The sequence below is a fragment of the Kitasatospora sp. NPDC015120 genome (assembly GCF_043080305.1).
GTDB lineage: Bacteria > Actinomycetota > Actinomycetes > Streptomycetales > Streptomycetaceae > Kitasatospora.
In genome coordinates this window covers 851,096-876,471 of sequence record NZ_JBIBVJ010000002.1, presented here as the reverse complement: position 1 = coordinate 876,471, position 25,376 = coordinate 851,096, and the positions used below count along the sequence as shown (strand labels likewise).

Below are 25,376 nucleotides of genomic sequence, written 5' to 3'. Positions count from 1 at the left end.
GGTTATGGAAGACGAAGACCTGCGGCTCGCCCCGCGCACCAAGGCCGCCGAACTGCTCGCCTGGGCGGAGGCGGAGGGCCGCGAGCCGGTCGCCGAGGCCCCGCTGCGGGCGGTGCTGGCGCTGCTGGAGCTGGGCGGCGGCAGGATGCACGACGGCTGGCCGGAACTGACCTCCGCCGCGGTGGAGCACCTGCTGTACGAGCGCCTGTACCTGTACGTCCAGCCGGAGCCGGGGCAGGATCCGCTGGCGTACGGCGCGGCGGTGCGGCTGCTGGCCGACCACCAGCGGGCGGCGAAGCGGCTGAACGCCAAGCGGCAGCAGCGGCTGCACGCCGAGGCCGAGTGGCAGGGCGAGGTGGCGGCCGGTCTGCTGCGCCGGGCGGACCTGGTGACCTGGCCCCGGCTGTACGCGCTGCTGCTGCGCGCGGCCGGGGTGGACACCGGGGACGAGGCGGCGGTGCGGGCCTGGCTGGAGGGGTTCCGGGAGCTCCCGGCGCGGGAGCGGACGGCGGCCTTCACGGCGCTGGAGGCGGACGGCGTGCTGGACGCCGTGGACGACGGGGGCTGGGACGGCGGGGCGCGGACGCTGGCGGTCGGCATGGCCACCGACGGCGCCCGGCGGCTGCTGGAGCAGGGGCTGATGGAGCGCAGCTACCGGAACCTGGCGGAGCTGACGGCGCTGGGCCAGCCGATGCCGGAGGAGCTGGCCGGGGACTTCGGGGCGTTCGAGGAGGCCGCCGTCCGGGTGGCGCTGGAGCTGGCCGGCGCGTGGACGGTGCCGGGGCTGCCGCGGCTGCTGGTCGAGGAGTTCCCGGAGCTGGCGCCGGAGCCGGGGCAGGCGGAGATCGACGCGTACCTGGCCGGGCTGGAGCAAGCCGGGGACGAGGCCCTGGCCGGGGCGTAGGAACGCACGAGGGGCCCCGGCCGGACGGCCGGGGCCCCTCGTCGCGGGCGGGGAGGCGTCAGGGGGTGACGCCGCGCTGCTCGAACCAGGCCTCCGGGTCGACGGGCGCGCCGCCGCCGGGGCGGACCTCGACGTGCAGGTGGGCGCCGGTGACGTTGCCGGTCGCGCCGACCTTGCCGATCTGCTGGCCGGGGACGACCTTGCCGGAGCCCTTGATGATCGAGGAGAGGTGGCAGTACCAGATCTCGGTGCCGTCGGGCAGGGTCTCGACGATCCGGTAGCCGTAGGCACCGGCCCAGCCGGCCGAGGTGATGGTGCCCTGGCCGACCGCGTAGACCGGCTCGCCCTGGTCGGCGGCGAAGTCCAGGCCGGTGTGCAGGTGGGCCCAGTAGCGGGCGCTCTGGCCGTAGTGGGCGGAGAGCCGGTAGTCGCGCACCGGCAGCTTGATGGCGGCGAGCTTGGCCTTCTCGGCCTCCTCGGCGGCGCGCCTGGCCTGCTCCTGCTGGGCGACCTGGGCGGCGCGCTTGGCCTCGGCCTCCTGGGCGGCCTGGACGCGGGCGTTCTCCTCGGCCGCGGTGCGCTGGCTGTCGGCCTGCTGCTGGATGCGCGCGGCGAGGGCGAGGCCGGGGTCGGCGGAGAGGGTGGCCGGCAGCTCGTCGGGCGCCTCGACGGCGGGCGCGGCGGCCGGGGTGGCGGAGGCGAAGCCGGTGGCGCCCAGGGTGGCGGCGACGGCGGTGACACCGAGCAGCGGAGCGGTGCCGCGGCCCTGACGGGGCATCCGGTGCCGGCTGGTCCCGTCGGCCGGCGGGGCGGTCTGGTCGGCGGGGCCGCCGAACGGGCCCTGCCCGGCGAACGGGCCGGGGTGGTCGAGCAGCTGGGTGCCGGACGGGTGTGCCGGGGTGTGCGTCGACGCCACGGAGGCGCGCTCCTTTCCTTCCTTCGCGCCTACCGGGTTAGCTGACGGGTTCGGAGCAGGAAGGTCTCCTACGGCCGGGCCTGGGCCTGGCCGATTCACCCCAAGGAACGTGGTTCCCCGGCTCCCTGGCCTGCCCGGAGGCCGGCCGGCGGGATTAGGCGACGGCGCACGGTGCCGTCTGGGTACGGCGTTGCGGACCGCGCTGCGTTATCAAACGTTAATCCGAGAGCCCCCCGATTCCAAGCCGTCCGTTGCCGACGGCGGGATCCGGACCGGGTACCACGCGACCCGGTGGGCGATTTGGGATGTTTGATGACAACTGACACTACCGAACGTGTCGGGACGTCAACGAACGGCCCCTCACTTGAGTACGCCTACTCATGTGCGACCGGGCCGGGCGCGGCCATCCTGACGCCATGAGCGCACCGATGCAGTCCCGCACCACGGCCGCGTACCACCTCCAGGCCGTGCTGTCCTTCGCCCTCTCCGGCACCGCCCTCGGCGTCGGGATCGCCTTCCTCCCGGTGGAGCCGTGGACCCGGGCGTTCCTCGCCCTCGGCCTGCTCTACACGATCACCTCCACCTTCACCCTCGCCAAGGTGGTCCGGGACAAGCAGGAGACCACCGAGCTGGTGACCCGGGTCGACCAGGCGCGGCTGGACAAGCTGCTGACCGAGCACGACCCGTTCCGGGTGGAGGGCGCCTGACCGGCCCGCCCGGCCGGTCGCCGACGGCGGGCGGGCCGGGCGGGCGAGCGCCGATGGCTTGACGGCTAAGGCTATTAGCCATAGCTTTATGGCTATCGGCACTCAGCCGACGGTCCCCGCCCCAGGAGGCTCCCCATGAACGGCACCCTCGCCCCCGTCACCCGCCACCTCGACCTGCCCGGCGGCCGGATCGCCTTCGACGACACCGCGCACGGCGAGGGCGTCCCGGTCGTCCTGCTCCCCGGGATGCTCGACAGCCGGGCCGCCTACCGGCACCTGCGCCCGCTGCTGACCGCCGCCGGCCGCCGGGTGATCACCATGGACCTGCGCGGCTTCGGCGAGTCCTCGATCCTCTGGGACGACTACTCCCCCGCCGCGATCGCCGGCGACGTCCTCGCCCTGCTGGACCACCTGGGCATCGACCGGGCCGTGCTGGCCGGCAACTCCTACACCGGCGCCAGCGTCGTGAAGGCCGCCGGGGACGCCCCGGACCGGGTCGCCGGCATCGTCCTGCTGGACGCCTTCGTCGAGAACGTGCCGCCGAACGCGCTGCAGCGCCTGGCGGTCGGCGCGATGGGCGCGCTGCTGGTGCGCTCGCCCGCGTTCTGGGGCCTGTACCACCGCAAGGCGGCCTTCCCGGGCCCCAAGCCGGCCGACCACGAGGAGTACGTGGCCGGGCTGGTCGCCGCGCTGCGCACCCCGGGCCGCAGGACCGCCACCCGCGGCTACGTGCGCGGTGACTCCGCGCCCGTCGGCTGGACCGCCGCCGTGCGCTGCCCGGTGCTGGTCGTGATGGGCTCGAAGGACCCCGACTTCGCGAAGCCGGAGCTGGTCGCCGACCGGCAGGCCGCCGCGCTGAACGCGCGCAAGGTGATGATCGAGGGCGCGGGCCACTACCCGATGGCCGACCACCCGCGGGCCACTGCCGACGCCCTGCTGTCCTTCCTCGCCGACCTGGCCTGAGCGCCGCCGAACCGCCCCGCGCCTGCCCCGCGCCCGTTCCGGGCCCGCCCCCCGTTCCCAGGAGAACCGCAGTGCCCCGAGTCGGACTGACCCCCGAGCAGGTCGTCGGCCACGCCCTCGCCCTCATCGACGAGCAGGGCCCCGAGGCCCTCACCCTGGCCGCCGTGGCCGCCCGCGCCGGGGTCGCCACCCCCTCGCTGTACAAGCACGTCAGCGGCGGCCTGGCCGAACTGCGCCGGCTGGTGGCCGTCCGGGTGACCGGGGAGCTGGCCGACCGGCTCGCCGAGGCGGCCCTCGGCCGCAGCGGGGACGCCGCGGTCGCCGCCGTCCTGCGGGCGTACCACGCCTACGCCACCGAGCACCCGCACCGCTACGGCGCCCTGCCGCAGGCCCCGCAGGCGGACCCCGACCTCACCGCGGCGGCCGGCCGGCTGGTCGGGGTGATCGTCGCCGTGCTGCGCGGGTACGGACTGGAGGGCTCCGAGGCGATCCACGCCGCCCGCACCTTCCGCTCGCTGGCGCACGGCTTCGCCGCCCTGTCCACCGGCGGCGCCTTCCAGCTCGCCGAGGACCTCGGGGAGACCCAGCAGCGGATGATCACCGTGCTGACCGCCGGTCTGCGCAGCTGGCCGCGCCCCTGAGCGGCGGGGCGGAGCACGCCGAAGGGCCCGGAGCGGGATCGCTCCGGGCCCTTCGGCGTGGTGTGGGGCTAACAGGACTTGAACCTGTGGCCTCTTCCTTATCAGGGAAGCGCTCTAACCGTCTGAGCTATAGCCCCGTACCCTCGGCCCCGCCTGCGCGGCGGGACGTCGTACGGAGAAGGGTACCGGACCCGGCGGGGGTGCTCGCACACCGGGGAAACCGGTGCCCCGGGACCTGCCGTTCGCCCCACGCCTCACCCACTTAAGAAATAAGGTATTAAGAATTAACTGCCCCATAAGGAACCGGAGAGGCCGGCCGTCCCGTGGACCCGCGCAGCAGCCCCACCGCGCGCAGTGCCATGCGCTGCGTCCGCTTATTGCTCGGCTGCACCAGCGCCGCCGAACTGCTCGGCACCGTGCTGGCCGAGGGCCCGGGCTGGATCACCGGCGAGGGATCGGCGCTCTACCTGCTGGACCCCGCCGGGATGCTCCGGCTGTCCGCCTCCCACGGCCTGCCCGACTGGGCCCACGAGCGCTACAGCGTGGTCGACCCGGCCAGTGAGCTGCCCGCCGCGATGGCGCTGAAGCTGCGCCGCCCGTATCTGCTGAGCCCCGAACGCACCAGCGTCGACTACCCGAACCGGAACGCCGGGATGGGCACCGGGATGGTCGCCATCGTGACGCTGCCGATGGTCGTCGACGAGCGGCCGATCGGCGTGCTCGCCCTCGCCCTCGCCCACCGGGGGATCGTCCCGCGCCGCGACCTGGACGTGCTGGAGACCCTGGCCGACGCCTGCGCGCACCGGCTGGCGTACCTGCTGGACCACGCCGGGGCGCCCGGAGCTCCGCGCACCGGCGGGGCCGCGCCGAACGGGGTCCGCCCCGGTCCCGCGAGCTGCGGCGACCCGGCCGCCGGGACGGCCCACCCGCTGCTCTCGCTCGCCGTCCGCGCCGCCGGGCACGGCGCCTTCGAACGCGACCTGGTCACCGGCGAGACCCACTGGGACGCCCAGGCGCTCCGGCTGGTCGGCCGCCCCGCGCCGCAGGACGGCGGCCCGGCCCCCGCGCCCGACCTCGACCTCGTCGTCCACCCCGAGGACCTGCCGGACGTCCAGGCCGCGCTCGCCGAGGCGCTCGCCACCGGCGGGCCGTACCGGATCCGCTACCGGGTGCCGCGCCGGGGCGGCGGGGTGACCCGGATCGAGGAGACCGGCGAGGTCATGCTGGACGTGCACCGCCGGCCGGTGCGGATCTCCGGGCTGATCGCCGACCTCGACCACGGCCGCGCCCCCGGAGAGCGCCCCGCGGGCGGCCGGTCCGGGCGGACGGCCGGGGCCGCCGGGCGGAAGGCCGTCGTCGGGACGTCCGCCGCCGGGGCCCGGTCGGCGCTGCTGCTGGCGCTCACCCGGGCGCTGTCCCGGGCGGTCACCGTCCGGGACGTCACCGCGGCCGTGACCGACATCGCCCGGCCCGCCTTCGGGGCGGCCAGCATCGTGCTCGACCTGGTCGACGAGGGCCGGCTGCTGCCCGTCGCGCACACCGTCTACGGCGGTCCGCTGCGCACCGAGCTGACCCGGCTGGCCGATCTGTCCGAGGGCGTGATGCAGCGCGCGCTGGCCCGGTCGGCCCCGCTGTTCAGCGAGCCGGCCCGGCGCGGCCGGGGCCGGGACCGCGAGCAGCCGCCGGGGGCGGGCACCACCGGGGGCGGCGGTCCGCTCGCCCCCGCCGCCTGGGCGGTGCTGCCGCTGGTCGCCTCCGGCCGGCAGGTCGGCTCCTGTCTGATCACCTTCGCCACCGAGCGGATCTTCAGCCGCGAGGACCGCACCCTCTACTCCGCCTTCGCCGGCATCCTCGCGCAGTCCCTGGAGCGCGCCCGCCTCTACGACACCCACCACCACCGGGCCACCGAGCTGCAGCGCGCGATGCTGCCGCGCACCCTGCCCCGGCTGCCCGGGATCGCCAGCGCCGCCCGCTACCTGCCGAGCACCGAGGGCATGCAGATCGGCGGTGACTGGTACGACCTGCTGCGGCTGCCGGACGGCCGGATCGGGCTGGTGATCGGCGACGTCCAGGGCCACAACGCCGAGGCCACCGCGGTGATGGGCCAGCTGCGCAGCGGTCTGCGCGCGTACGCGACCGACGGGCACGATCCGGCCGCCACGCTGGCCCGGACCAGCCGGCTGCTCGCCGAGCTGGACACCGAGCTGTTCGCCACCTGCCTCTACCTGACCCTGGACCCGGCCGACGGCACGCTGCGGGCCGCCCGCGCCGGGCACCCGGCCCCGGTCCGGGTCACCGAGGACGCCAAGGCGGTGGAGCTGGAGCTGCCCGGCGGCCCGCCGCTGGGCGTCGCCCCGGACCGGCCGTACCCGCTGGCGGTGGAGCACCTCTCGCCCGGCGAGACGCTGCTCGTCTACACCGACGGCCTGGTGGAGGACCGCGAGGAGGACTACGACGAGTCGGTGCAGCGGATGCTGGGCGGACTGGAGCTGTGGGCGCGCAACGCCGGTCCGGTACGGGTGGAGCCCGGTCCGGCGCTGGAGAGATTGGCCGATCTGCTCACCCTGAACGTCACCGAACGGCGTTCACGCCCGGACGACGTCGCGTTGCTGCTGTTGCACCGGTTGTCAGCTGTGCACTAGCGGGGCGGACGGGACGCCGATCGACGGTCCACGGAGCGCCCGATCGGGCCCGAAGCAGTGCGGATTGGCACGGTATTGACAGGATATCGACGAGATCCGGTCACTTGGCGAGATCCGTTCACACCTTCGTAGGATCATCGCCCTAGAATTCGCCGCGTGACGATGACTCAGTGGTGCGCAACGGCAACAGGCGTGCTCGCCGTCCTCGCCCTCGTGGCCGCCGCCCGCTACCGCGCGGTCGCCGCCACCCAGCGCCGCCGGGCCGGTGACCAGCAGCGCGAGATCGCCGCCCTGCGGGACCGGCTGACCACCGAACTCTCCCGCCGCAGCGCCGAACTGGCCGCCGTCCAGCACGAACAGGAGCTCACCGCCTCCACCCAGCGGGCCTTCCTCAGCGTCGCCCGCCGGATCCTGGTGATGGCCCACGACCAGCAGGCCCTGCTGGACGAGATGGAGCGCACCCACGACGACCCGGCGCTGCTGGAGGGCCTGCTCAAGGCCGACCACGCCGCCGCCCAACAGGCCCGCCTCGCCCAGACGCTGGCCGTGCTCTGCGGTGCCCGGGCCGGCCGGCACTGGCCCGAGCCGGTCTCGCTGGAGGACGTCGTGCGCGGCGCCCAGTCGCGCATCCTGCCCTTCCAGCGGGTGATGATCCGCAGCCGGATCGAGACCGCCGTGGTCGGCGCGGCCGCCGAGGCGCTGATCCACGCGGTGGCCGAACTGCTCGACAACGCCACCCGCTACTCCCCGCCCAGCACCCAGGTGTTCGTCACCCTGATGCCCGTGCACAACGGCGCCGTCATCGAGATCGACGACGGCGGCGTCGGCATGCCCGAGCAGGCCGTGGCCAAGGCCTCCGCCGCCCTGGCGGGCGGCTCCACGGTGGAGATCTCCCGGCTCGGCGAGGTGCCGCAGCTCGGCCTGGCCGCGGTCGGCCGGCTCGCCGAGCAGTACGGGTTCCGGGTCACGCTCAGCTCCGCCCCCTCGCCCTACGGCGGGGTGCGGGTCGTGGTGCTGCTGCCGAACGCGCTGCTCACCGAACCGCTGCCGCCGACCGTGCCGGGCCTCGGCGCGGACGACGCGGTGTTCGGCGGCGCCCCGCGCCGCCCCGGCCCGCCGCCGGCCGCGACCGACCGGGGCACCGGGTACGGAGCGGCGCCGGCCCGGCCCGGCCAGGGCGGGGCCACCCCGTACGACCCGGCCCGGACGTCCGGCCACCCGCCCGCGTACCCGCCGGTCAGCGGCTACCCGCCGGCCGTCACCCCGCCCGCCGCGCCCCGGACGGGCGACGCTCCCGGGGCCGGCGCCCCGGGGGACGGCGGCCCGGCGTACGGCACCACCCCGCCGCCGCTGCCCCGCCGCAGCCACCGGCGCGGCCGTGCCGCCACCCGGCACGCGGCCGGCTCCGCCGCCACCCCGCCGCCGGCTCCGCCGTACCGCTCGGCGCAGCAGGCCCAGGCGTTCATGTCGATGTTCCAGGCCGGAACCGCCAGCGGCCGTTCGGCCGCCCGGGCCACCTCCCAGGCCCAGACGGCGTACCAGGCCAGGGCCGAGGCCGAGGCCCGTCAGCAGGACCGGGCCCGCCCCCGCGGCCCGTTCGGCCAGGACCAGGGCGGTCCCCTCCCCCCGGGCCACTCCCCGGCCCCCGCCCCGCACGACCCTTCCCTTCCCGCTTCCCCCCAGCTTCCCCAGCGCTCCGGAGAGTTCCATGACCACCACCCCTGACCTCGGCTGGCTGCTCGCCGACATCATCAACGTCCCCGAGGTCCAGCACGCCGTCGTGGTGTCCAACGACGGCCTGGAGATCGGGCGCAGCGAGGGCATCGTCCGCGAGGACGCCGAGCGGCTCGCCGCCGCCTGCTCCGGTCTGCAGTCGCTGGCCCGCGGCGTCGCCCAGGGCTTCGGCGGTCACCACAGCGCCACCCGGCAGATCATCATCGAGTACGGCGGCGGCTACCTCTTCATCGTCGCCGCCGGGGCCGGCGCCCACCTGGCCGTGGTGACCGGCGAGGCCGTCGACGCCGGCCTGGTCGCCTACCAGATGCAGGTCCTCGTCGAGCGGATCGGCACCCACCTCACCAGCCCGCCGCGCGCCGACCTCGCGGCGGGGGGCCACCGGTGAGCGGCGGCCCGGTCCGCCCCTACGTCATCACCGGCGGCCGCAGCCGCTCCACCCGCCCCGAGCTGGCGGTCGAGAGCCTGGTCAGCGCCTTACCGGAGCGGCCCGAACTGCCCGAGGACGCGCTGCTCAACCGTGAGCACCAGCGCATTGCCGACCTCTGCCGCAGCCTGCTGTCGATCGCCGAGGTGGCGGCCCACCTGGGGCTGCCGCTCGGCGTCGTCAAGGTGCTGGTCGGCGACCTCTGGGACCTCGGTGCCGTCCAGGTGCTCCCGCCCGTCCCGCAGGCCGAGCGTCTGCCCACCACTCTCCTGGAAGAGGTGCTCGTTGGCCTCCGCCAACTCCGCTGACCCGCTCGCCGGCCCGGTGGCCGCCGCGCCCTTCGGCCCGCCCGCCGAGCCCCAGTACCTGCCGCCGTCCGTCCAGGGCGCGGTGAAGATCCTGGTCACCGGCCCGTTCGGGGTCGGCAAGACCACCCTGGTCGGCTCGCTCAGCGAGATCACCCCGCTGCGCACCGAGGAGACCATGACGGCGGCGAGCGCCGGCGTGGACGACCTCACCGGGCGCGGCGACAAGAGCACCACCACGGTGGCGCTGGACTTCGGCCGGATCACGCTCAACCGGCGGCTCGCGCTGTACCTGTTCGGCACGCCCGGCCAGCAGCGGTTCTGGCCGCTGTGGGACGACCTGTCGCGCGGCGCGCTGGGCGCGATCGCCATGGTCGACCTGCGCCGCCCGGACGAGAGCTTCGACGTGCTCGGCCGGCTGGAGGAGCAGCAGATCCCGTTCGCCGTCGCGGTCAACACCTTCCCGGACTCGCCGAGCTACCCGGAGGAGGAGATCCGGGCCGCGCTGGACCTGCTGCCCGGGGCGCCGGTGCTGTACTGCGACGCCCGGGACCGCCGGGCGGCGTACGACCTGCTGATCGACTTCGTCGACCACCTGCACCGCACCGCCGTCCTGGAGCTGGAGCGATGACCCTTCCCGAGCCCGCCGGCACGGCCGCCGTCCCGCCCCCGGGGTGCCCCGCGCACGCGGGCGGTGCACCCGGCGCCGCGACCCACCGCGGGACGCTGCCCGGCGGGCTGCCCGTCGGGGTGCCGCTCACCCCGCTGTACGGCGCCGCCGTCGCCGACGACCCGCACGGCCTGTACGCCCGGCTGCGCGCCCAGTACGGCCCGGTGGCGCCGATCGAGCTGGAGCCGGGGGTGGAGGCCTGGCTCGTCCTCGGCTATCCCGAGCTGCTCGAACTCACCCGCAACGAGGCGCTGTTCTCCAAGGACTCGCGCCGCTGGCGGGTGCCCGCCGAGGGCCGGCTGGCCGCCGACTCTCGGCTCCAGCCGATGACCTCCTGGCGCCCGACCCTGCTCAACCTGGACGGCGCCGAGCACCAGCGGCTGCGCGCGGCCGTCGCCGACACCCTCGCCCAGATCGACCACCGGCAGCTGCGCGGGACCACCGAGGCCGCCGCCAACGCGCTGATCGACAGCTGGGGCCCGGACGGCACCGCCGACCTGGTCGCCCAGTACGCGCGCCGGCTGCCGCTGCTGGTCTTCACCCAGCTGCTCGGCCTGCCCGCCGACGCCGGCCCGCATCTCATCCGGCTGATCAGCCACATCGCCGACAGCGGCGCCGAATCGGTGCGCGCCAACCGGGAGTTCCAGGCCGTCCTGGTCGACCTGGTGCAGCGCCGCCGGGCCACCCCCAGTGCCGACCTCACCTCCTGGCTGCTGGCCCACCCGGCCGCGCTGACCGACGAGGAGGCGGTGCACCACCTGGTGGTGATGATGGTCGCGGGGAACGAGACCACCATCTGCTGGACCGGCAACACGCTGCGGCTGCTGCTCACCGACCGCCGCTTCCGGGCCACCCTCACCGGCGGCCGGCTGACCGTCGCCGACGCGCTGGAGGAGGTGCTCTGGCGCGACCCGCCGACGCAGAACTTCCCCGGCCGCTGGGCCACCGGCGACACCGTCCTCGGCGGCCAGTACATCAGCGAGGGCGACATGCTGGTGCTCGGTCTGGCCGCGGCCAACGCCGACCCGGCCGCCCAGGGCCCCGGCGCGCTCGGGCACGGCGCCCTCGGCGGCAACCGGGCGCACCTGGCGTGGGGCGCGGGCAAGCACGTCTGCCCGGCCCAGCACCCGGCCCGGATCATCGTCGAGACCGCCGTCGAGACCCTGCTGCACCGGCTGCCGGACCTCCAACTGGCCGTGCCGGCCCATGAGCTGGCCTGGCGCCCGTCCCCCTGGTCGCGCGCCCTGATCAGCCTCCCGGTGCTCTACAGCGCCTTCACCCCGCCCCGCCCGCCCGCCCCCGAGAGGCCCTCCGCATGGACACCGCCGCCGATACCGGCAGACCAGGAACCGACCGTCACGCCGGATCCGGCGCAGGGGGCGCGGACACCGGAGGGGGCACCGGCGGCGTCGGCCTTCGGGCCGGGCGGCCCGGACCCGTCCGGCTCGACGCCCTCGGACGCGACCAGCACGGGGAGAACGCCCGCCTCCGGGAAGCCGGCCCGGCGGTCCTGGTGGAGCTCCCTGGCGGGGTGGTGGTCTGGGCAGTAACCCACCACGACACGCTTCAGGAACTGCTCGCCGATCCGCGCGTCGGCAAGAACCCGCAGCTGTGGACGACCTTCCGGGAGGGGCGGCTGCCCGAGGGCTGGCCGCTGATCACCTTCGTCACCGTCGCCGGCATGATCACCGCCGACGGCGAGGACCACCGGCGGCTGCGCGGCCTGGTCACCCAGGCGTTCACGCCGCGCCGGATCGCCGCCCTGCAGCCCGCCATCGAGGCCCGGGCCACCGCGCTGCTCGACCGGACCGCCGGGCTGGAGGGCGCCTTCGACCTGCGCGAGCACTTCGCCTACCCGCTGCCGATGCAGGTGATAGGCGAGCTGCTCGGCCTGCCGCCCAGGCAGCAGGACGAGCTGCACGAGCTCTCCGACACCCTGGTCTCCAGCTCCGCGACGCCCGAGGCCGCCGTCGCCGCGCAGCGGTCGCTGTTCGCGCTGCTCGCCTCGGTGGTCGCCGCCAAGCGGGCCGAGCCCGGCGACGACCTCACCACCGACCTGATCGCCGCCCGCGCGGACGACGACCGGCTCAGCGAGAGCGAGCTGGTCGGCACCCTGCTGCTGATGCTGGTGGCCGGCCACGAGACCACGCTCAACCTCATCACCAACGCGGTCCGCGCCCTGCTCGCCCACCCCGGGCAGCTGCGGCTGGTGCTGGACGGCACCGTGCCGTGGTCGGCGGTCGTCGAGGAGACGCTGCGCCACGACTCGCCGGTGGGCCAGTTCCCGCTGCGCTACGCGACCGAGGACATCCCGGTCGGCGACGTGGTGATCCGGCGGGGCGAGGCACTGCTCGCCTCCTACGCGGCCGCCGGGCGCGACGGCGCCCACTATCCGGACGCCGACCGCTTCGACGTCACCCGGAAGCCGAACCGGCACCTGTCCTTCGGGCACGGCCCGCACTTCTGCCTCGGCTCCGGGCTCGCCCGGCTGGAGGCGGAGACGGCGCTGCGGCTGCTGTTCGAGCGCTACCCCGCGCTGGCGCTCGCGGACGGGCCGGCGCCGGAGCCGATCGGGTCGTTCGTCAGCAACAGCGTGCGCACGCTGCGGGTGACCGCCCGAGCCGCGCGGTGACCGAGGGCGGCCCGGGTCGTTGGGGGGTTCATGAAGAAACTCGCCACCCTGGCCGCCCTCACCCTGGCCGGTCTCGCCGCCGCCGCGCCCGCCGCGTCCGCCGCCACCTCCACCGCGTCCTCCCCGGACGCGCTCGGCGGGCTGTCCAACGGGCTCACCGTCTCCCCCGCCGACCTCGTCATCCACAAGGCGAAGGACCTGCCGCTGGTCGGCCGGGCCGCCACCGAGATCGAGGCCATCGGCACCGGCCAGCTGACCCACCCGGGCCTCAGCGGCCAGATCGGGCAGGGCCTGTGACCGGCGCGCGGCGGACCGCCGCGCTCACCCTGGCCGCGCTGGCGCTGTCCGCCGCGCCGGCGTCCGCCTTCGCGTCCGGGCCCGCGCCGGCTCCGCCGCTTCCGCCCGCGGGCGGGGACTTCGGCGCCGCCGCGTCCTGTCTGCAGGAGGTGGCGGTCGTCCCGGCGCTCGGCAGCCACGCCGCCGGGCCGGCCCACTGCGCCCACGGCACCGTGCTCGACCACGCCGTGGGCACGCTGGGCGCGCTCACCCGGTGACGTACAGCCCCTGCAGCTCCCGGTAGTCCAGCCCGCCGTCGAGCGCGGTGTACGTCCCGTCCGTGTACACCTCCTCGGCGGCGCGGCGCACCGCCGCGTACGCCGCCCGTGCCAGGCCGGGCCCCAGGCTGACCCGGGCCACGCCGAGCGCGGCCAGCTCCGGCACGGCCGGCGCGCCCGGCCCGGCCATCACGTTCAGCGGCGCCGGGACGGCCTTCACCAGCGCGGCGATCACCGCGGGGTCGGCCACCCCCGGCACGAAGACGCCGTCCGCACCGGCCTCGGCATAGGCCCGCAGCCGGGCCACCGCCTCGTCCAGCCGCCCTTCCGGCGCGCCGAGCTGCCGCAGGAACACATCGGTGCGGCCGTTGACGAACAGCGGCACGCCGGCCGCGTCCGCCGCCGCGCGGGCCGCCGCGATCCGCTCGGCCGCCTCGGCGGCGGGCCGGGTGCCGTCCTCCAGGTTGACGCCCACCGCGCCGGTGGCGAGCAGCGCGGCGACCGTCTCGCCGACCCCGGCGGCGGTGTCGGCGAACCCGCTCTCCAGATCCGCGGTGACCGGCAGCGGCCCGGCGGCGCGGACCACCAGCGCGGTCTGCGCCAGCACCGCGTCCCGGTCGGCGGCGTCACCGTCGGCGCTGCCGAGCGTCCAGCTGACACTGGCGCTGGCGGTGGCGACGGCCGGTGCCCCGGCGGCCGCGACCAGCCGGGCGCCGACCGCGTCCCAGACGTTGGCGAGCACCAACGGCTGTCCGGGCCGGTGGAGTTCGTGCAGACGGCGGGCCTTGTCCCGCTGTTCCGTCGGCGTCGTCATCGCGTCCGCCCCCCCTACTTCGCGGCCGGGCTGAGGCGCGAGGTCACGCCGATCCGGTTCCAGGAGTTGATGGTGATGATCAGCGCGATCAGCTGTGCCAGCTCGGTCTGCTCGAAGTGGGCGGCGGCCTCGTCGTAGACGGCGTCCGGCACGTGGCCCCGGGTCAGCAGGGTGATCGACTCGGTCAGCGCCAGGGCGGCGCGCTCCTTGGCGGTGAACCAGGAGGTCTCGCGCCAGGCGGGCAGGGAGAGCAGGCGGTGGTGCTGCTCGCCGTGCTCGATCGCGTCGGTGGAGTGCATGTCGATGCAGAACGAACAGCCGTTGATCATCGAGGCGTGCACCTTGACCAGCTCCGCGAGCACCGGGTCCACGCCCTGACGGGCGGCGCGCTCCGTGGCGATCACCGCCTTGTAGTACTCCGGCGCCAGGTCGGGCAGCGAGATCCGCTGGGCCGGGGCGGGCACGGCGGCTTCGGTGGTGGTCGGGGTGATCGTCCCGTTCGTGGTCGTCATGAGCGTCAGCCTAGGAAGGCGGCGGCCCGCTGTCCCGGTACGTTCGGCCGTCGGAATCGTGGGCCACTTCGGGTGCGGCGCCCGGGTGCGGCGCCGGGTGCGGGCGGCGATTCTGGCACGACCGGACGGTCGGGCGGAAGAACGCGGGCCACTCCCGGTCCACGAACGGGCGTGCGAGGATCGCGGGGAGGGCGGTGCGGCCGAGGTCAGGGGGACAGGACGTGTGCACGGCGTTCGTGAGCATCGAGCCGGCGGCGGCGGTGCCGGTGCTGCTGCTGTCGGTGCGGGACGAGTACACCGGACGGCGATGGGCGCCGCCCGGGCACCACTGGCCCGCGCAGCCGTCGGCCGTCGGCGGGCTGGACCTGGTCGCGGGCGGGACGTGGCTCGCCGTGGAGCCGGGCGGCGCGGGCGGCGCGGGGCCCGTCGCCGCGTGCCTGCTGAACGGTTTCGGCACCCCGGCCGCGGCGGAGGGCCGGCTCTCGCGCGGCGAACTGCCGCTGCTCGCCGTCCGGGGCGGCCGGATCGACGCGCTGGACCTCGACCGGTACGACCCCTTCCACCTGGTGGTCGTCCGGCCGTCCGGCGCCCACGTGCTGAGCTGGGGCGGGCGCGGCGGCCGGCTCGCCGGGACGGAGCTGCCGACCGGCCTGAGCGTGATCCTCAACGACGGGCCGGAGGGACTGGCCGAGCGCCGCACCACCTCCGAACGGATCCGCACCCTGATGGCCGCCCGCGCCGCCCACTTCCGTGCCCGCTTCGCCGCCGAACCCCGGCCCGAGCCCCGCCCCGGCGCCGCGACGGCCGAACAGGCCTGGGGCGGCTGGCTGCCGATCGTCACCGGCGACGGCCTGGCGCTCGACGACTCGGCCGCCCTGGTCCAGCGGCGCGAGTTCGGCGACGGACGGCTCTGGGGCTCGTCCTCGATCTCCCTGCTCGCCCTCGGCGGCGGGGGCGTCCGCTACGACTTCGCCGCCGCCCCCGTGGAGCCGGTCGGCCACGAGTGCTGGCGGCGGGTGGCGCTCTAGGTCCTCGGCCGGTCGCCGGAGGCCGCCTCCCGGTGCGGCGGAAATCGGTGGGCTTCCCGGGCCCGGTCTGCGACCATCGCCGGATGGGTGTACTGGATGCCGTGGCAGCCCGGGTGGCGGCCGGAGCCACCGTGGAGTTCCGGCCGAGCGGTTCCTCGATGGTCCCGCTGATCCGCAGCCGGCAGCCGGTGGTCGTCGCTCCGGTGGACCCGTCGAAGCTCGACATCGGGGACATCGTCCTGGCCCGGGTCGCCGGAACCGTCTACCTGCACCTGGTGTCGGCCGTCGATCCGGCCAGGAGACGCGTGCAGATCAGCAACAACCGGGGCCGGGTGAACGGTTGGACCGGCCATGACCGCGTCTTCGGCATCTGCCTCGCGGTCGACGGATCCCCCCGGCCCGGCGCCGCGGACAAGACGCCGACGGCGGGAGCGGGCTAGTTCGTTGGCCGACGGACGATCCGCCGGACCGGAAGCCGGCCTGCCGCGAGGCGACACGATCGGGCTGCGGGCCCGGCACGACGACGACATCCCGGTCCTGCTGGCCGAGCTCCACGACGACGTGGTCGACTCCGCCCGCTCCGAGGGCCGGCCGTGGCGGCCGACCACCCCCGGCCCGAAGGCCCCCCGGCTCGTGGTGGACGACGCCCAGCAGGACCACGTCCCGGTCTCCGTGGTGGCGTTGGAGGGCGGCACCCTGGTCGGCGCGGCGGCCCGTGGGGCCGCGACACCCACCCCCGGACGGCGCACCTCGGGCTCGTCCTGCTGCCGGCCACCCGGGGCAGGGGCTACGGGACCGACGCGGTTCCCGGACCCAGGTGCTGCCCGGGCTGCTCGCCGAGGAGCGGAAGGCACGGCGGAAGGCCTGAGCCGCCGGCCGGCGGCAGCGGCTAGCGGCTAGCGGCGGTCCAGGAGGCCGCGGTCGAGGGCGGTGACGACGGCGTGGGTCCGGTCGTTGACGTCGAGCTTGGCGAAGATCCGCAGCAGGTGGGTCTTCACGGTGGCCTCCGTGATGACCAGGCGGCGTCCGATCTCCACGTTGGACAGGCCGTCGGCGACGGCGGTCAGCACCTCCGTCTCGCGGACGGTCAGCGCCACGGGGGCGGGGCGGCGCAGGCGGGCGACCAGGCGTTCGGCGACCCGGGGGGCCAGTACGGTCTCGCCCCTGGCCGCGGAGTGGATGGCGTCGACGAGCCGCTCGCGCGTGGTGTCCTTGAGCAGGTAGCCGATGGCCCCGGCCTCGACCGCGCGCTCGATCTCCTCGTCGGTGTCGTAGGTGGTCAGGATCAGCACGCGGGTGGCCGATCCGGCGGCGGTGATCCCGGCGGTGGCGCTCGCCCCGTCGAGCACCGGCATCCGCAGGTCCAGCAGCGCCACGTCGGGCCGCAGGCGTGCGACGAGGTCGACGGCCGCCCGGCCGTCGCCGCCCTCGCCGACGATCTCCACGGTCGGCTCGGAGGCCAGCAGCGCGACCAGCCCGGCGCGCATCACGGTGTGGTCGTCGACCACGACGACGCGGACCTTGCGTGTTCCGGGCCCCATCGCGTCACCCCTGTCCGGGCGCGGCCGGGACGGCGGCGAGCACCCGGGTGCCGTCACCGGGCGAGCTGGTCACGGTGAGCTCGCCACCGAGTTCGGCGAGCCGCCGGCGCATGCCGTTGAGACCGAAGCCGCGCGATTCCCGCACCACGAACCCCTGCCCGTCATCGGTGATCTCCAGCTCGATGCCGTACGGGACCGGCCCGAGCACGACCGACACCTGGGAGGCGGCCGCGTGCTTGCGGATGTTGGCCAGCGACTCCTGGGTGCAGCGCAGCAGCGCGATCCGGGTCGGCCCGTCGCACGCGACCTCCGCCAGCTCCGCCGCCACGGGCAGCCCGGTGTCCTCGGTGAACCGCTCCAGGGTCCGGCGCAGCGTCCCGGCGACCGAGCCGGGGGCGAGGCCCGACTGCGGCGCCGAGCCCACCAGCGCCCGCGCCTCGGCGAGGTTCTCCCGGGCGGTCCGCTCGATCGAGAGCAACTGCTGGGCGGCCCGGCCCGGATCGGCGGCGAGACCGGCCCCGGCCGCCTCCGCCAGCACGATGATCGAGGCGAAGCCCTGCGCGAGGGTGTCGTGGATCTCCCGGGCGAGCCGCTCGCGCTCCTCGGTGGCGCCCTGGAGCCGGTGCGCCTCGGCCAGGCGCAGCCGGGCGGCCTCCAGTTCCGCGCCCAGCCGGCCGGCCCGCTCGTCGCTCTGCTCGACGATCCGGGCCACCCCGAGCCCGACGAGCACGCCCGCCAGCCAGCCGATCAGGGTGAAGACGACGTTGCCCGCCGCGAAGTCCTGGGCGTCGAAGGCCTGGTGGCGGACGATGCCGGTCACGGTGGCCGCCGCGCCGGCCGCGCTGAGGGCGATCGCCCGGCGCGGGCTCCCGGCGAACAGCCAGAACTGGGGAAGGGAGACGATGAACAGCGCCGCGCCGTCGCCCCGGACGAGCGCCAGGGCCCCCATGCCGAGCACGAGCGCGGCCAGGAAGGCGCGCGGCCGCAGCACCGGGTGGCCGGGTCGGACCGCGACGCCCGCGTAGCAGAGGGCGAGCGCCGCCGACAGCCCGATCGACCAGTAGGTGGTGGCGCCGTCGTCGCCGAGCACGGAGACGACCGGGGGAGGACCCCCAGGACCACCCACACCACCACGTACCAGCGGCGGAGCGACCGTAACCGGAACCGGTCCTCGGACTGCGCAGGTCGAGTCATGACGATCAGCCTACGATCGCCTGCTGCGCGTGGGAGCCGGAGCGGGAGCCCGGGCGGGGGCGGGGGCGCGGGCGGGGGCGTTGAGGCGGCCACCAGGCGGTGTCGCGGAGCAGCAGCAGGGCCGAGGGCAGCACCATGAGCCGGACCACCACGGCGTCCAGCAGCACGGCCACGGCCAGGCAGAAGCCCATCTGCTTCATCTCGGTGAGGTGCAGGGCGACGAAGGCCCCGAACACCGTCACCATCACGACCGCCGCGCTGGTGACCACCCTGGCCGACCGGCCGATCCCGGCCAGCACCGCCTCACGGGCCGGCATCCCGGCGCGCACGGACTCCTGGATCCGGCTGACCACGAACACCTGGTAGTCCATCGAGAGGCCGAACAGGATCACGAAGAGGAACAGCGGCACCCGGGAGGCGATCGCGCCGAGCGAGTCGAAGCCGAGCAGGCCCTCGGCCCAGGTCCCCTGGAAGACCACGACCAGCAGGCCCAGGGAGGCCGCGGCGGACAGCAGGTTGAGCACCACGCCGAGCAGACCGAGGACCGGTGAGCGGAACGCCCAGAGGGTCATCAGGAAGGTGGCCAGCAGCAGGAGGCCGATGACCAGGGGCAGCGTCTCGCGCTCGTGCGCCACGTAGTCGCGGCCCCGGGCGACGTCCCCGCTCACCGCGCTCTCCGCTCCGGCCAACGAGCCGACGGTGGCGGGCAGATGGGTCCGGCGGAGGTGGTCGAGGGAGGCGATCGCCCGGGCGGAGGAGGCGGGGAAGGGGACGGCCAGCTCCAGCACGGTGATCCGGCCGTCGGCGGAGGTGCGGAGCACCGGTTCGGCGGTGGCGGCTCCGGCGAACAGCGGGTCGGCCTGGGCCCGCCGGGCGAGGTCGGTGAGTGCCCGCTTCACCTCCGCCGTCTGGTCGGGCGCGGCGCGGGTGACGACCTCGTGCCGGGTCAGGAGCTCGGGGAAGGCGTGGGTGAGGCGGTCGTGGACCCGCATCGCGGGGATGTCGCGGGAGAAGGTGTCCTTGCCGGGGTCGACGAGCCGCAGGCCGAGGGCGGGCGCGGCCAGGCCGAGCATGAGGAGGGTCGAGAGGCCGAGGGTGAGCGCGGGGTGCCGCTGCGCGGGGCGGAGCAGGGCGCCGACGATGCGGCCCGGGCCGTCCGTCGTTCGCCTTGCCCGGCCCTTGGTCCTGCGCTCGGCGCGGCGTTCGGCACGGCGTTCGGCGCGACGGCCGATCGTCACCAGCAGGGCGGGCAGCACGGTGAGCGAACTCGCCACGGCGACCGCCACGACCAGGATCGTGCCGGTCGCCAGCGAGGAGAAGATGACGTCCGAGGCCAGGTAGAGGGTGGCGGTGGAGACGATCACGGCGAGACCGGAGACGACGACGGCCCGTCCGGCGGTGGCGGCGGCCAGCTCCACCAGCGCCTCCGGCGCGAGCCGCCCGCCGCTGCGGGCCCGCTCCTCGCGTTCGCGCTCCAGGTGGAAGAGGGTGTAGTCGACGCCGACCGCGAGGCCGATGAGCAGGATCATGTTGGTTCCGACGCCGGCGTCGGGGACCAGGTGCGAGACCAGCATGGACAGGCCCAGGGCGGCGGCGATGGAGGAGAGCGCCAGCAGCAGTGGCACGCAGGCCATCACGATCGAGCCGAAGACGAGCAGCAGGGTCACGAGCGTCACCGGGAGGGTGAGGCGCTCGGAGAGCGCGAGGTCCGCGCCGCGCTGCTCGTTGACGCCCTTGCTGATGGAGGGTGAGCCGGTCTCCTCGACGATCAGCCCGGGGTGGGCGGCCTGCGCCTGCGCGGTCCGGTCGAGGAGGGGGGCGACGTTCTTCCTGCCGTGGAGCTCCGGGCCCTTGAGCACCACGGAGACCCGGAGGGACTCGCCGTCCTGCGACCGGACGGGGTCGGCGACCTCGGCCACCTCGGGCAGTGCGCGCATCCGGGCGGTGACATCCTGGGCGGCTGCGGTCGCGGCGGTCACGTCCAGCCGCCCGGAGGCGGGGCGGATGAGGATGTGTTCGACGGGCTTTCGTTCCAGGCCTCCCTGGGCGGCGATCGCCTCGGCTCGCCCGGCCTCGCCGACCCGGTAGTCCTCGCTGGTGGCCTCATGGGTGCCGACGGCGATCCCGGCACCGAGGCAGAGGACGACGAAGGCGAACCAGCCGGCGATGGCGGTCCGGGCATGCCGGGCGCTCCAACGGGCCACCCGCACGGGTAGTTGACTCATACCGCCGATCCTCCGCAACCGCCCCCGGCCGAGGACACGCCCGCCCGATGGAACCTGCCGTCCACCGATCGGTGGACGGCAGGGAAAGAGCGGCGCCCGCACAACCGGCCCCGGCGCAGGAAGTCGGACGGGCCGACTTCCTGCGCCGGGCGGCGGTCAGTTGTGGCGGGTGCGCCAGTAGTGGTGAAGGGCGCGGGCGAGGGCGGAGTTGGTGAGGAGGGTCGCCACGCAGAGGAGCAGGAGGAAGAGGAGGTTCGCCGTACCCGGGGTGTGGGGGCGGACCGGGCGAGTGGTGAGGGCGGCCATCGCCGCGCCGGCCGCCACGGAGGCGGCCGAGGTGGCGAAGAGGAGCGACCTCGGCGGTCGGGGGCGGTTCACCGGGTGGGCGGGGTCAGGGAGACGTATTCGGGGCGGGTCGTCCACTCGATGCCGCCGCCGACCGGGCGGAGGTAGAGGCGTCCGCCGATGGTGTCCATGTAGATGCCGGTGCGGTGGGTCCGGCGGTCGTGGACGAGTTGGCCGGGGGTGGGGGTGGGGGTGGGGTGCTTGGGCATGTGGTGCGGTCTTTCGGGGTGTGGGAGGGGGGCTTGGGGGTTCAGGGGCGGGGGATTCGAACGGTCACCAACCGTCCGGTCGCGGCGACGACTTGGGCTTCGATGGGCGTGCCGTCGGGGGTGTTGAGGGTCAGGGCGAGGCCAGGCGTGGGACGCCAGGGCTGCTGCTCGGCCTCGCGGCGACGGGCGCGGACGCCGTCGCGGATCACCTCGGTGAGCCTGCGGACCAGGAAGGTGGGGGCGGCGCCGAGGTCGATGAGGACGATGCCGGTGACGGAGGCGCAGTTCCAGTCGATGCCCGTGGAGGGGAGCGTGGCATCGGCGGCCGCGAGCGTGGCCCTGAGGTCGTCGAGGGCGTCGGCGGCGTCACGGCGGTCGTCGGCGGTGATCTTTCTGAGCATGGAGGGCATGGGGAAGCTCCGGATTCCGGGGGGGCGCATTTCGCGATTCCTCCTCCAGGATCGGACAGGGTGACTACGCTGAGAAGCCGACCGATCGCAGCAAGTTGATTGTGGAGACGGAGCGCCCATGGCAACCCCGAACCGCCTGCCGCCCGGCAAGACTCCGAGGGAGTACTACGGCAGTGAGCTGCGGCGTCTCAGAGAAGCAGCGGTGCCGAAGATGTCGCAGGACAGGCTCGGCGCACTGACGTTCGTGTCCGGTTCGTACATTGGACAGCTGGAGAACGCTCAGCGGGCTCCGCAGCTGGATCTCTCGATTCGGATCGACGTGGCCCTCGACACGGATGGGGCGCTCGAACGCCTTCATGAGTTGTTGGAGTATTCGCGTTTTGCGGACTACTTCCAGGAAGCTGTCGAGCATGAGGGCCGCGCCTCGTCGATTTGTGAGTTCGCCGGGCACGTGGTGCCGGGTCTGCTGCAGACGCCGGACTACGCAAGAGCGGTCTACCTGGCATCACAACCGCTGCTCATGGACGGCGATCTGGAGGAACTGGTCGCCGCGAGGATGGAGCGGCAGAGGCTGGTCAACGACCCAACAGGGCCGGAGTTGTGGTTCATCCTGGACGAAGCCGTGATCCGTCGACCCGTCGGAGGCCATCAAGTGATGGCCGACCAGCTCAACCACATCGCCGCGCTGATGAAGCGACGGCGCCTGATCGTTCAGGCCCTCCCCTTCGATGCCGGCGCCCATGCTCTCTTTGGCGGAATGATGTCATTGATGACCTTCGCGGATGCCCCACCGCTGGTGTACCAGGAGGGCCAGTACGCCGGTCAGTTGATCGATGACAATCGCTTGGTCGCCCGATGCCAGCGGGCATACGATCTCGTTCGGGCCGCCGCATTGTCGCCGGAGGCGTCCCTGGACCTGATCCTCTCGGCGGCGGAGGTCCACAAGCATGCCAAAGAGCGATGACCGCCCCTCCCAGTGGCGGAAGAGCAGCTACAGCAACGGCGATGGTGGCTCCTGCGTAGAGGTCGACGACGCCAACCCCGGGCACGTCAGGGACTCCAAAGACCCCAACGGGCCAGCACTCGCCTTCACCCCCGCCGCCTGGAACGCCTTCGTGAGCTCCGTGCGGGGCGGGGAGTTCGGCGGCGTCTGATTCGGCCTGGCAATCCCTCGATCGACCGGCTCGTCTTCATCCATCTCGCTTGCCTCGTCGGTGTCACCGACGAGGCAAGCATCGGAACGCACACGGTGAACTCGCGTCATCTCCGTGGTGGGTTGCCGACATCGGGGGTGTAGGCAGCCCCGGGAGGTACGTCGTCCTCCCGGGGCTGCCCTTCGTTTCCCCTACTTCCGCCAGAAGAGGTGGTGGGTCACGCTGCTCGGGCTGGGGACGACGTCGACGTGGAAGCGGTCGCGCAGGTCGTCCGGAGAGTCCCACAGCTTCAGGCCGGTGCCGAGCTTCAGAGGGGAGACCGCGATGTGCAGGGTGTCCACGAGGTCGGCGTCGAGGAACTGCCGGATGGTGGTCACCCCTCCGCCCAGGCGGACGTCCTTGCCCTGGGCGGCCTCCTTCGCCTGGGCGAGCACCGTGGCCGGGTCGCCGTTGACGAAGTGGAAGGTGGTGTCGGAGAGGGTGATCGACGGCCGCTCGTGGTGGGTCAGGACGAAGACCGGGGTGCGGAACGGGGGCCGGTCGCCCCACCAGCCCTGCCAGTCCAGGTCCTCCCAAGGCCCCCGGTGGGGGCCGAACTTGTTGCGGCCCATGATCTCCGCGCCGATGTTCCGGGCGTAGTCGCGGGTCAGGTAGTCGTCCAGGCCCCGGCTGCCCCCGGGGTCGGTCCGCATCGGCCAGCTCGCTGTGGCGCCGGCCCAGGAGAACAGCCGCTCGGGGCGGTCGAGGCCGAAGGGGCGCTCCAGGGTCTGGTCCTCACTGGCGCCGGCGGCGATGCCGTCAGCCGAGACGTTGAAGTTCTGGACCCTCAGGAGTTGGGTCATGCGTTCCTCCGGTGCGTGGCGCCCGCCTCCAGGCGGCGGGCGTGTTCGGTGAGGTGGCGGCGTTCCGGGGCGCTGGTGGCGCGGCGGGCGGCCTCCCGGTAGACGTCCGGCGCCGCCGGGTCGCCGAGGAGTTCCAGGAAGTGGGCCCGGGTGGCGAACAGCCGGTGGTGACGGGAGAACCGTTTGTCCGCCTCCAGCGGGGCGAGTGCCGCCAGCCCGGCCTGCGGGCCCTCGACCATCGCCAGCGCCACCGCCCGGTTGAGGGTGATGAAGGGGTTGTCGCCGAACCGGACCAGCAGGTCGTAGAGCGCCAGGATCTGCGGCCAGTCCGTCGACTCGGCGTCCGGCGCCTCGTCGTGGACCGCCGCGATCGCCGCCTGGAGCTGGTACGGACCGACCTGGCCGCGCGGGAGGGTGCGGCTGATCAGCTCGACGCCCTCCTCGATCAGCGAGGAGTTCCACCGCGAGCGGTCCTGCTCGGCCAGCGTCACCAGTTCGCCGCCCGCCCCCGTTCGTGCCGGACGGCGGGCGTCGGTGAGCAGCATCAAGGCGAGCAGCCCGGCCGTCTCGGCGTCCTCCGGGGCGAGCCGCAGCAGCAGCCGGGTCAGCCGGATCGCCTCGCCGGACAGCTCCGGCGCGGTGAGGTCGTCGCCGTTGCTCGCCGTGTAGCCCTCGTTGAAGATCAGATAGAGCACCTGGCGGACGTCGGCGAGCCGTTCCGAGAGCCGCCGGGCGGGCAGCCCCGCGGTCCGGACGGTCTGCTTCGCCCGGCTGATCCGCTGCGCCATCGTCGACTCCGGCACCAGGAACGCCGCCGCGATCTGCGCCGTCGTCAGACCGCCGACGGCCCGCAGGGTGAGCGCGATCCGGCTGGGCGCCGACAGATCCGGGTGGCAGCAGAGGAACAGCAGGTCCAGGGAGTCGTCCCGGCCGGCGGTGGACGCCGCGTCCGGCGGCGGGCTGAGCAGTGCCGACTGCGGCGTGGCGAGGGCCAGCGCGTCCTCGCGGCGCCGGCGGGCCGACTCGCTGCGCACGGCGTCGGCCAGCCGCCGGCCGGCGACCGTCACCAGCCAGCCGCGCGGGTTCTCCGGCACCCCCTCGGCCGGCCACTGCGTGGCGGCGGCCAGCAGCGCCTCCTGCACCGCGTCCTCGCAGGCGTCGAACTGGCCGCGCCCGTACCGGCGCACCAACGCCCCGAGGGCCTGCGGCGCGAGCTCGCGCAACAGACCCTCAAAACCGCCCTGTTCCCGGGTCTGGCCGCCGCTCACACGTCCGCCGAGGGGGCCGGGGACTCGTGCAGGATCGGCCACAGCTCGACCGGCTCGACGTCCGCGAACGGCATGTCGGCGGCGATCTCCTGGGCGCGCTCCAGGCTCTCGCAGTCCAGCAGGTAGAAGCTGGCCAGGTACTCCTTGGTCTCCAGGTACGGCCCGTCGGTGACCGCCGGGAGACCGTCCGCGCGCCGCACCAGCTGGGCGGCGGCCGCGTCGGCGAGGCCGTAGGCGCCGAACAGCTCGCCGCTCTCGCGGTACTTGGTGTTGAACGCCTCCTGCTTGGCGATCGCGGCCGGCCACTCCTCGGCCGGGAACGCGTCCCACTTGGCCTGGTTGCCGTAGATCATCGCGACGTACTTCATCTCGGGTGTCCTCCCGTCCCACGCACCCCTCGCGGCGCGTTCTCACCCCGTGGTCGGAGCCGGGCCCGGAGCCTCGACATCCGCCGGAAGATTTTTTCGACATCTTTCCGCACGGTGGCGGCGGGTGCGCGGCGGGTGCGCGGCGCCTGCGCCAGGCAACTGGACGCAGCGCCGTTCGGTCAAGGCGCTCCGGGCTGGTCGCGGGCGGCGGGCAGGGCGACAGTGGGACCGGCCCGGTCCGGGTCGGTGCCCGGGACGCCGTCGGTAGCACCCGTCATCGCGGTCCGCGGCGCCCGGGCTCCCGCGCATCCGGCGGAGCCGCGGTGCGGGTGGAGCCGCGGTGCCCGTCCGGGGAGGCGCCGGGGGGGGAA

29 protein-coding genes, 1 tRNA gene, 1 pseudogene and 1 riboswitch are annotated in these 25,376 nt (G+C 74.7%); of the genes and pseudogenes, 18 read left to right on the top strand and 13 right to left on the bottom strand.

Annotated features, from left to right (window positions below; all coding sequences use genetic code 11):
* Nucleotides 1-4: 4 nt before the first annotated feature.
* A complete protein-coding gene (locus tag ACF1AK_RS08730) occupies nucleotides 5-904 on the top strand; it encodes a hypothetical protein (protein WP_391497996.1) in 900 nt (299 codons plus the stop codon).
* A gap of 58 nt (nucleotides 905-962) precedes the next feature.
* Here the strand turns inward: ACF1AK_RS08730 and ACF1AK_RS08725 are convergent, their stop codons facing one another.
* Entirely contained in the window at nucleotides 963-1,820 is an 858-nt protein-coding gene (locus ACF1AK_RS08725; RefSeq protein ID WP_391497995.1) for a M23 family metallopeptidase, read from the bottom strand.
* Between the two features lie 12 nt (nucleotides 1,821-1,832).
* Nucleotides 1,833-1,991: riboswitch (cyclic di-AMP (ydaO/yuaA leader) on the bottom strand.
* Nucleotides 1,992-2,236: 245 nt separating this feature from the next.
* Between ACF1AK_RS08725 and ACF1AK_RS08720 the strand changes: the two genes are divergently transcribed.
* The 3 genes from ACF1AK_RS08720 (at nucleotide 2,237) to ACF1AK_RS08710 (ending at nucleotide 4,131) form a co-directional block, all read left to right on the top strand.
* Entirely contained in the window at nucleotides 2,237-2,527 is a 291-nt protein-coding gene (locus ACF1AK_RS08720; protein WP_391497994.1) for a YiaA/YiaB family inner membrane protein, read from the top strand.
* A gap of 135 nt (nucleotides 2,528-2,662) precedes the next feature.
* Nucleotides 2,663-3,490: an alpha/beta fold hydrolase gene (locus ACF1AK_RS08715; protein WP_391497993.1), complete on the top strand. Its 828-nt coding sequence runs from the start codon at nucleotides 2,663-2,665 to the stop codon at nucleotides 3,488-3,490.
* Between the two features lie 71 nt (nucleotides 3,491-3,561).
* Nucleotides 3,562-4,131, top strand: a complete 570-nt coding sequence (locus ACF1AK_RS08710) for a TetR/AcrR family transcriptional regulator (protein WP_391497992.1) — start codon at nucleotides 3,562-3,564, stop codon at nucleotides 4,129-4,131.
* A gap of 63 nt (nucleotides 4,132-4,194) precedes the next feature.
* On the opposite strand, the gene ACF1AK_RS08705 is transcribed toward ACF1AK_RS08710, so the two are convergent.
* Nucleotides 4,195-4,268, bottom strand: a tRNA-Ile gene (locus ACF1AK_RS08705).
* A 186-nt stretch (nucleotides 4,269-4,454) separates the two neighbouring features.
* On the opposite strand from ACF1AK_RS08705, the gene ACF1AK_RS08700 reads away from it, so the two are divergent.
* From ACF1AK_RS08700 to ACF1AK_RS08660, 9 genes are all read left to right on the top strand, one after another.
* The gene (locus ACF1AK_RS08700; protein ID WP_391497991.1) at nucleotides 4,455-6,773 is read left to right on the top strand and encodes a SpoIIE family protein phosphatase; all 2,319 of its coding nucleotides are present in this window, start codon (nucleotides 4,455-4,457) and stop codon (nucleotides 6,771-6,773) included.
* A 162-nt stretch (nucleotides 6,774-6,935) separates the two neighbouring features.
* Nucleotides 6,936-8,498 carry a sensor histidine kinase gene (locus ACF1AK_RS08695; RefSeq protein WP_391498050.1) on the top strand — a complete coding sequence of 521 codons (1,563 nt, stop codon included), beginning with the start codon at nucleotides 6,936-6,938 and terminating at the stop codon, nucleotides 8,496-8,498.
* On the top strand, nucleotides 8,482-8,895 hold the full coding sequence (locus ACF1AK_RS08690; RefSeq protein WP_376086659.1) for a roadblock/LC7 domain-containing protein: 414 nt from the start codon (nucleotides 8,482-8,484) through the stop codon (nucleotides 8,893-8,895). The genes ACF1AK_RS08695 and ACF1AK_RS08690 overlap by 17 nt, the downstream gene beginning before the upstream one ends.
* Nucleotides 8,892-9,242, top strand: a complete 351-nt coding sequence (locus ACF1AK_RS08685; protein WP_391497990.1) for a DUF742 domain-containing protein — start codon at nucleotides 8,892-8,894, stop codon at nucleotides 9,240-9,242. Before ACF1AK_RS08690 ends, ACF1AK_RS08685 begins: the two co-directional genes overlap by 4 nt.
* A 16-nt stretch (nucleotides 9,243-9,258) precedes the next feature.
* Nucleotides 9,259-9,870 carry an ATP/GTP-binding protein gene (locus tag ACF1AK_RS08680; RefSeq protein ID WP_391498049.1) on the top strand — a complete coding sequence of 204 codons (612 nt, stop codon included), beginning with the start codon at nucleotides 9,259-9,261 and terminating at the stop codon, nucleotides 9,868-9,870.
* Complete coding sequence (locus tag ACF1AK_RS08675; protein ID WP_391497989.1) at nucleotides 9,867-11,459, top strand: cytochrome P450; 1,593 nt, start codon at nucleotides 9,867-9,869, stop codon at nucleotides 11,457-11,459. Before ACF1AK_RS08680 ends, ACF1AK_RS08675 begins: the two co-directional genes overlap by 4 nt.
* On the top strand, nucleotides 11,423-12,541 hold the full coding sequence (locus ACF1AK_RS08670; protein ID WP_391497988.1) for a cytochrome P450: 1,119 nt from the start codon (nucleotides 11,423-11,425) through the stop codon (nucleotides 12,539-12,541). The genes ACF1AK_RS08675 and ACF1AK_RS08670 overlap by 37 nt, the downstream gene beginning before the upstream one ends.
* A 30-nt stretch (nucleotides 12,542-12,571) precedes the next feature.
* Nucleotides 12,572-12,838, top strand: coding sequence for a hypothetical protein (locus tag ACF1AK_RS08665; protein ID WP_380290969.1), 267 nt, complete (start codon nucleotides 12,572-12,574; stop codon nucleotides 12,836-12,838).
* A complete protein-coding gene (locus ACF1AK_RS08660; RefSeq protein ID WP_391497987.1) occupies nucleotides 12,835-13,095 on the top strand; it encodes a hypothetical protein in 261 nt (86 codons plus the stop codon). Before ACF1AK_RS08665 ends, ACF1AK_RS08660 begins: the two co-directional genes overlap by 4 nt.
* On the opposite strand, the gene ACF1AK_RS08655 is transcribed toward ACF1AK_RS08660, so the two are convergent.
* Both ACF1AK_RS08655 and ACF1AK_RS08650 read right to left on the bottom strand, forming a co-directional pair.
* Nucleotides 13,085-13,909, bottom strand: coding sequence for an isocitrate lyase/phosphoenolpyruvate mutase family protein (locus ACF1AK_RS08655; protein WP_391497986.1), 825 nt, complete (start codon nucleotides 13,907-13,909; stop codon nucleotides 13,085-13,087). The genes ACF1AK_RS08660 and ACF1AK_RS08655 overlap by 11 nt on opposite strands.
* 14 nt (nucleotides 13,910-13,923) lie before the next feature.
* The gene (locus ACF1AK_RS08650) at nucleotides 13,924-14,421 is read right to left on the bottom strand and encodes a carboxymuconolactone decarboxylase family protein (protein ID WP_391497985.1); all 498 of its coding nucleotides are present in this window, start codon (nucleotides 14,419-14,421) and stop codon (nucleotides 13,924-13,926) included.
* A 236-nt stretch (nucleotides 14,422-14,657) separates the two neighbouring features.
* Between ACF1AK_RS08650 and ACF1AK_RS08645 the strand changes: the two genes are divergently transcribed.
* From ACF1AK_RS08645 to ACF1AK_RS08635, 3 genes and pseudogenes are all read left to right on the top strand, one after another.
* A complete protein-coding gene (locus ACF1AK_RS08645; protein WP_391497984.1) occupies nucleotides 14,658-15,449 on the top strand; it encodes an NRDE family protein in 792 nt (263 codons plus the stop codon).
* An 83-nt stretch (nucleotides 15,450-15,532) separates the two neighbouring features.
* Nucleotides 15,533-15,889, top strand: a complete 357-nt coding sequence (locus ACF1AK_RS08640) for a S26 family signal peptidase (RefSeq protein ID WP_391497983.1) — start codon at nucleotides 15,533-15,535, stop codon at nucleotides 15,887-15,889.
* A gap of 40 nt (nucleotides 15,890-15,929) precedes the next feature.
* Nucleotides 15,930-16,255 (top strand): annotated as a pseudogene (locus tag ACF1AK_RS08635) (GNAT family N-acetyltransferase); the annotation flags it as partial.
* A 90-nt stretch (nucleotides 16,256-16,345) separates the two neighbouring features.
* On the opposite strand, the gene ACF1AK_RS08630 reads toward ACF1AK_RS08635, so the two are convergent.
* The 6 genes from ACF1AK_RS08630 to ACF1AK_RS08605 all read right to left on the bottom strand — a co-directional run bounded on the left by ACF1AK_RS08630 (nucleotide 16,346) and on the right by ACF1AK_RS08605 (nucleotide 21,364).
* Nucleotides 16,346-16,990, bottom strand: coding sequence for a response regulator (locus tag ACF1AK_RS08630; protein ID WP_391497982.1), 645 nt, complete (start codon nucleotides 16,988-16,990; stop codon nucleotides 16,346-16,348).
* A 4-nt stretch (nucleotides 16,991-16,994) separates the two neighbouring features.
* Nucleotides 16,995-18,080 (bottom strand): sensor histidine kinase, encoded by a 1,086-nt coding sequence (locus ACF1AK_RS08625; RefSeq protein WP_391497981.1) that lies wholly within the window; start codon nucleotides 18,078-18,080, stop codon nucleotides 16,995-16,997.
* Nucleotides 18,081-18,189: 109 nt separating this feature from the next.
* The gene (locus tag ACF1AK_RS08620; protein WP_391497980.1) at nucleotides 18,190-20,409 is read right to left on the bottom strand and encodes an MMPL family transporter; all 2,220 of its coding nucleotides are present in this window, start codon (nucleotides 20,407-20,409) and stop codon (nucleotides 18,190-18,192) included.
* A 156-nt stretch (nucleotides 20,410-20,565) separates the two neighbouring features.
* Entirely contained in the window at nucleotides 20,566-20,787 is a 222-nt protein-coding gene (locus ACF1AK_RS08615) for a hypothetical protein (protein WP_391497979.1), read from the bottom strand.
* Nucleotides 20,784-20,963, bottom strand: a complete 180-nt coding sequence (locus ACF1AK_RS08610; RefSeq protein ID WP_391497978.1) for a hypothetical protein — start codon at nucleotides 20,961-20,963, stop codon at nucleotides 20,784-20,786. The genes ACF1AK_RS08615 and ACF1AK_RS08610 overlap by 4 nt, the downstream gene beginning before the upstream one ends.
* Before the next feature lie 41 nt (nucleotides 20,964-21,004).
* Nucleotides 21,005-21,364 carry a hypothetical protein gene (locus ACF1AK_RS08605; RefSeq protein ID WP_391497977.1) on the bottom strand — a complete coding sequence of 120 codons (360 nt, stop codon included), beginning with the start codon at nucleotides 21,362-21,364 and terminating at the stop codon, nucleotides 21,005-21,007.
* A 127-nt stretch (nucleotides 21,365-21,491) separates the two neighbouring features.
* On the opposite strand from ACF1AK_RS08605, the gene ACF1AK_RS08600 reads away from it, so the two are divergent.
* Both ACF1AK_RS08600 and ACF1AK_RS08595 read left to right on the top strand, forming a co-directional pair.
* Nucleotides 21,492-22,337 carry a helix-turn-helix domain-containing protein gene (locus tag ACF1AK_RS08600; RefSeq protein ID WP_391497976.1) on the top strand — a complete coding sequence of 282 codons (846 nt, stop codon included), beginning with the start codon at nucleotides 21,492-21,494 and terminating at the stop codon, nucleotides 22,335-22,337.
* Nucleotides 22,321-22,527, top strand: a complete 207-nt coding sequence (locus tag ACF1AK_RS08595) for a DUF397 domain-containing protein (RefSeq protein ID WP_391497975.1) — start codon at nucleotides 22,321-22,323, stop codon at nucleotides 22,525-22,527. Before ACF1AK_RS08600 ends, ACF1AK_RS08595 begins: the two co-directional genes overlap by 17 nt.
* A 191-nt stretch (nucleotides 22,528-22,718) precedes the next feature.
* On the opposite strand, the gene ACF1AK_RS08590 is transcribed toward ACF1AK_RS08595, so the two are convergent.
* Genes ACF1AK_RS08590 through ACF1AK_RS08580 form a run of 3 tightly spaced genes read right to left on the bottom strand, consistent with a single transcriptional unit; the run spans nucleotide 22,719 to nucleotide 25,005 of the window.
* Complete coding sequence (locus tag ACF1AK_RS08590) at nucleotides 22,719-23,369, bottom strand: dihydrofolate reductase family protein (protein ID WP_391497974.1); 651 nt, start codon at nucleotides 23,367-23,369, stop codon at nucleotides 22,719-22,721.
* Nucleotides 23,366-24,592, bottom strand: coding sequence for an RNA polymerase sigma factor (locus ACF1AK_RS08585; RefSeq protein WP_391497973.1), 1,227 nt, complete (start codon nucleotides 24,590-24,592; stop codon nucleotides 23,366-23,368). The genes ACF1AK_RS08590 and ACF1AK_RS08585 overlap by 4 nt, the downstream gene beginning before the upstream one ends.
* A 41-nt stretch (nucleotides 24,593-24,633) precedes the next feature.
* Nucleotides 24,634-25,005 (bottom strand): YciI family protein, encoded by a 372-nt coding sequence (locus ACF1AK_RS08580; protein ID WP_391497972.1) that lies wholly within the window; start codon nucleotides 25,003-25,005, stop codon nucleotides 24,634-24,636.
* Between the last annotated feature and the right edge of the window lie 371 nt (nucleotides 25,006-25,376).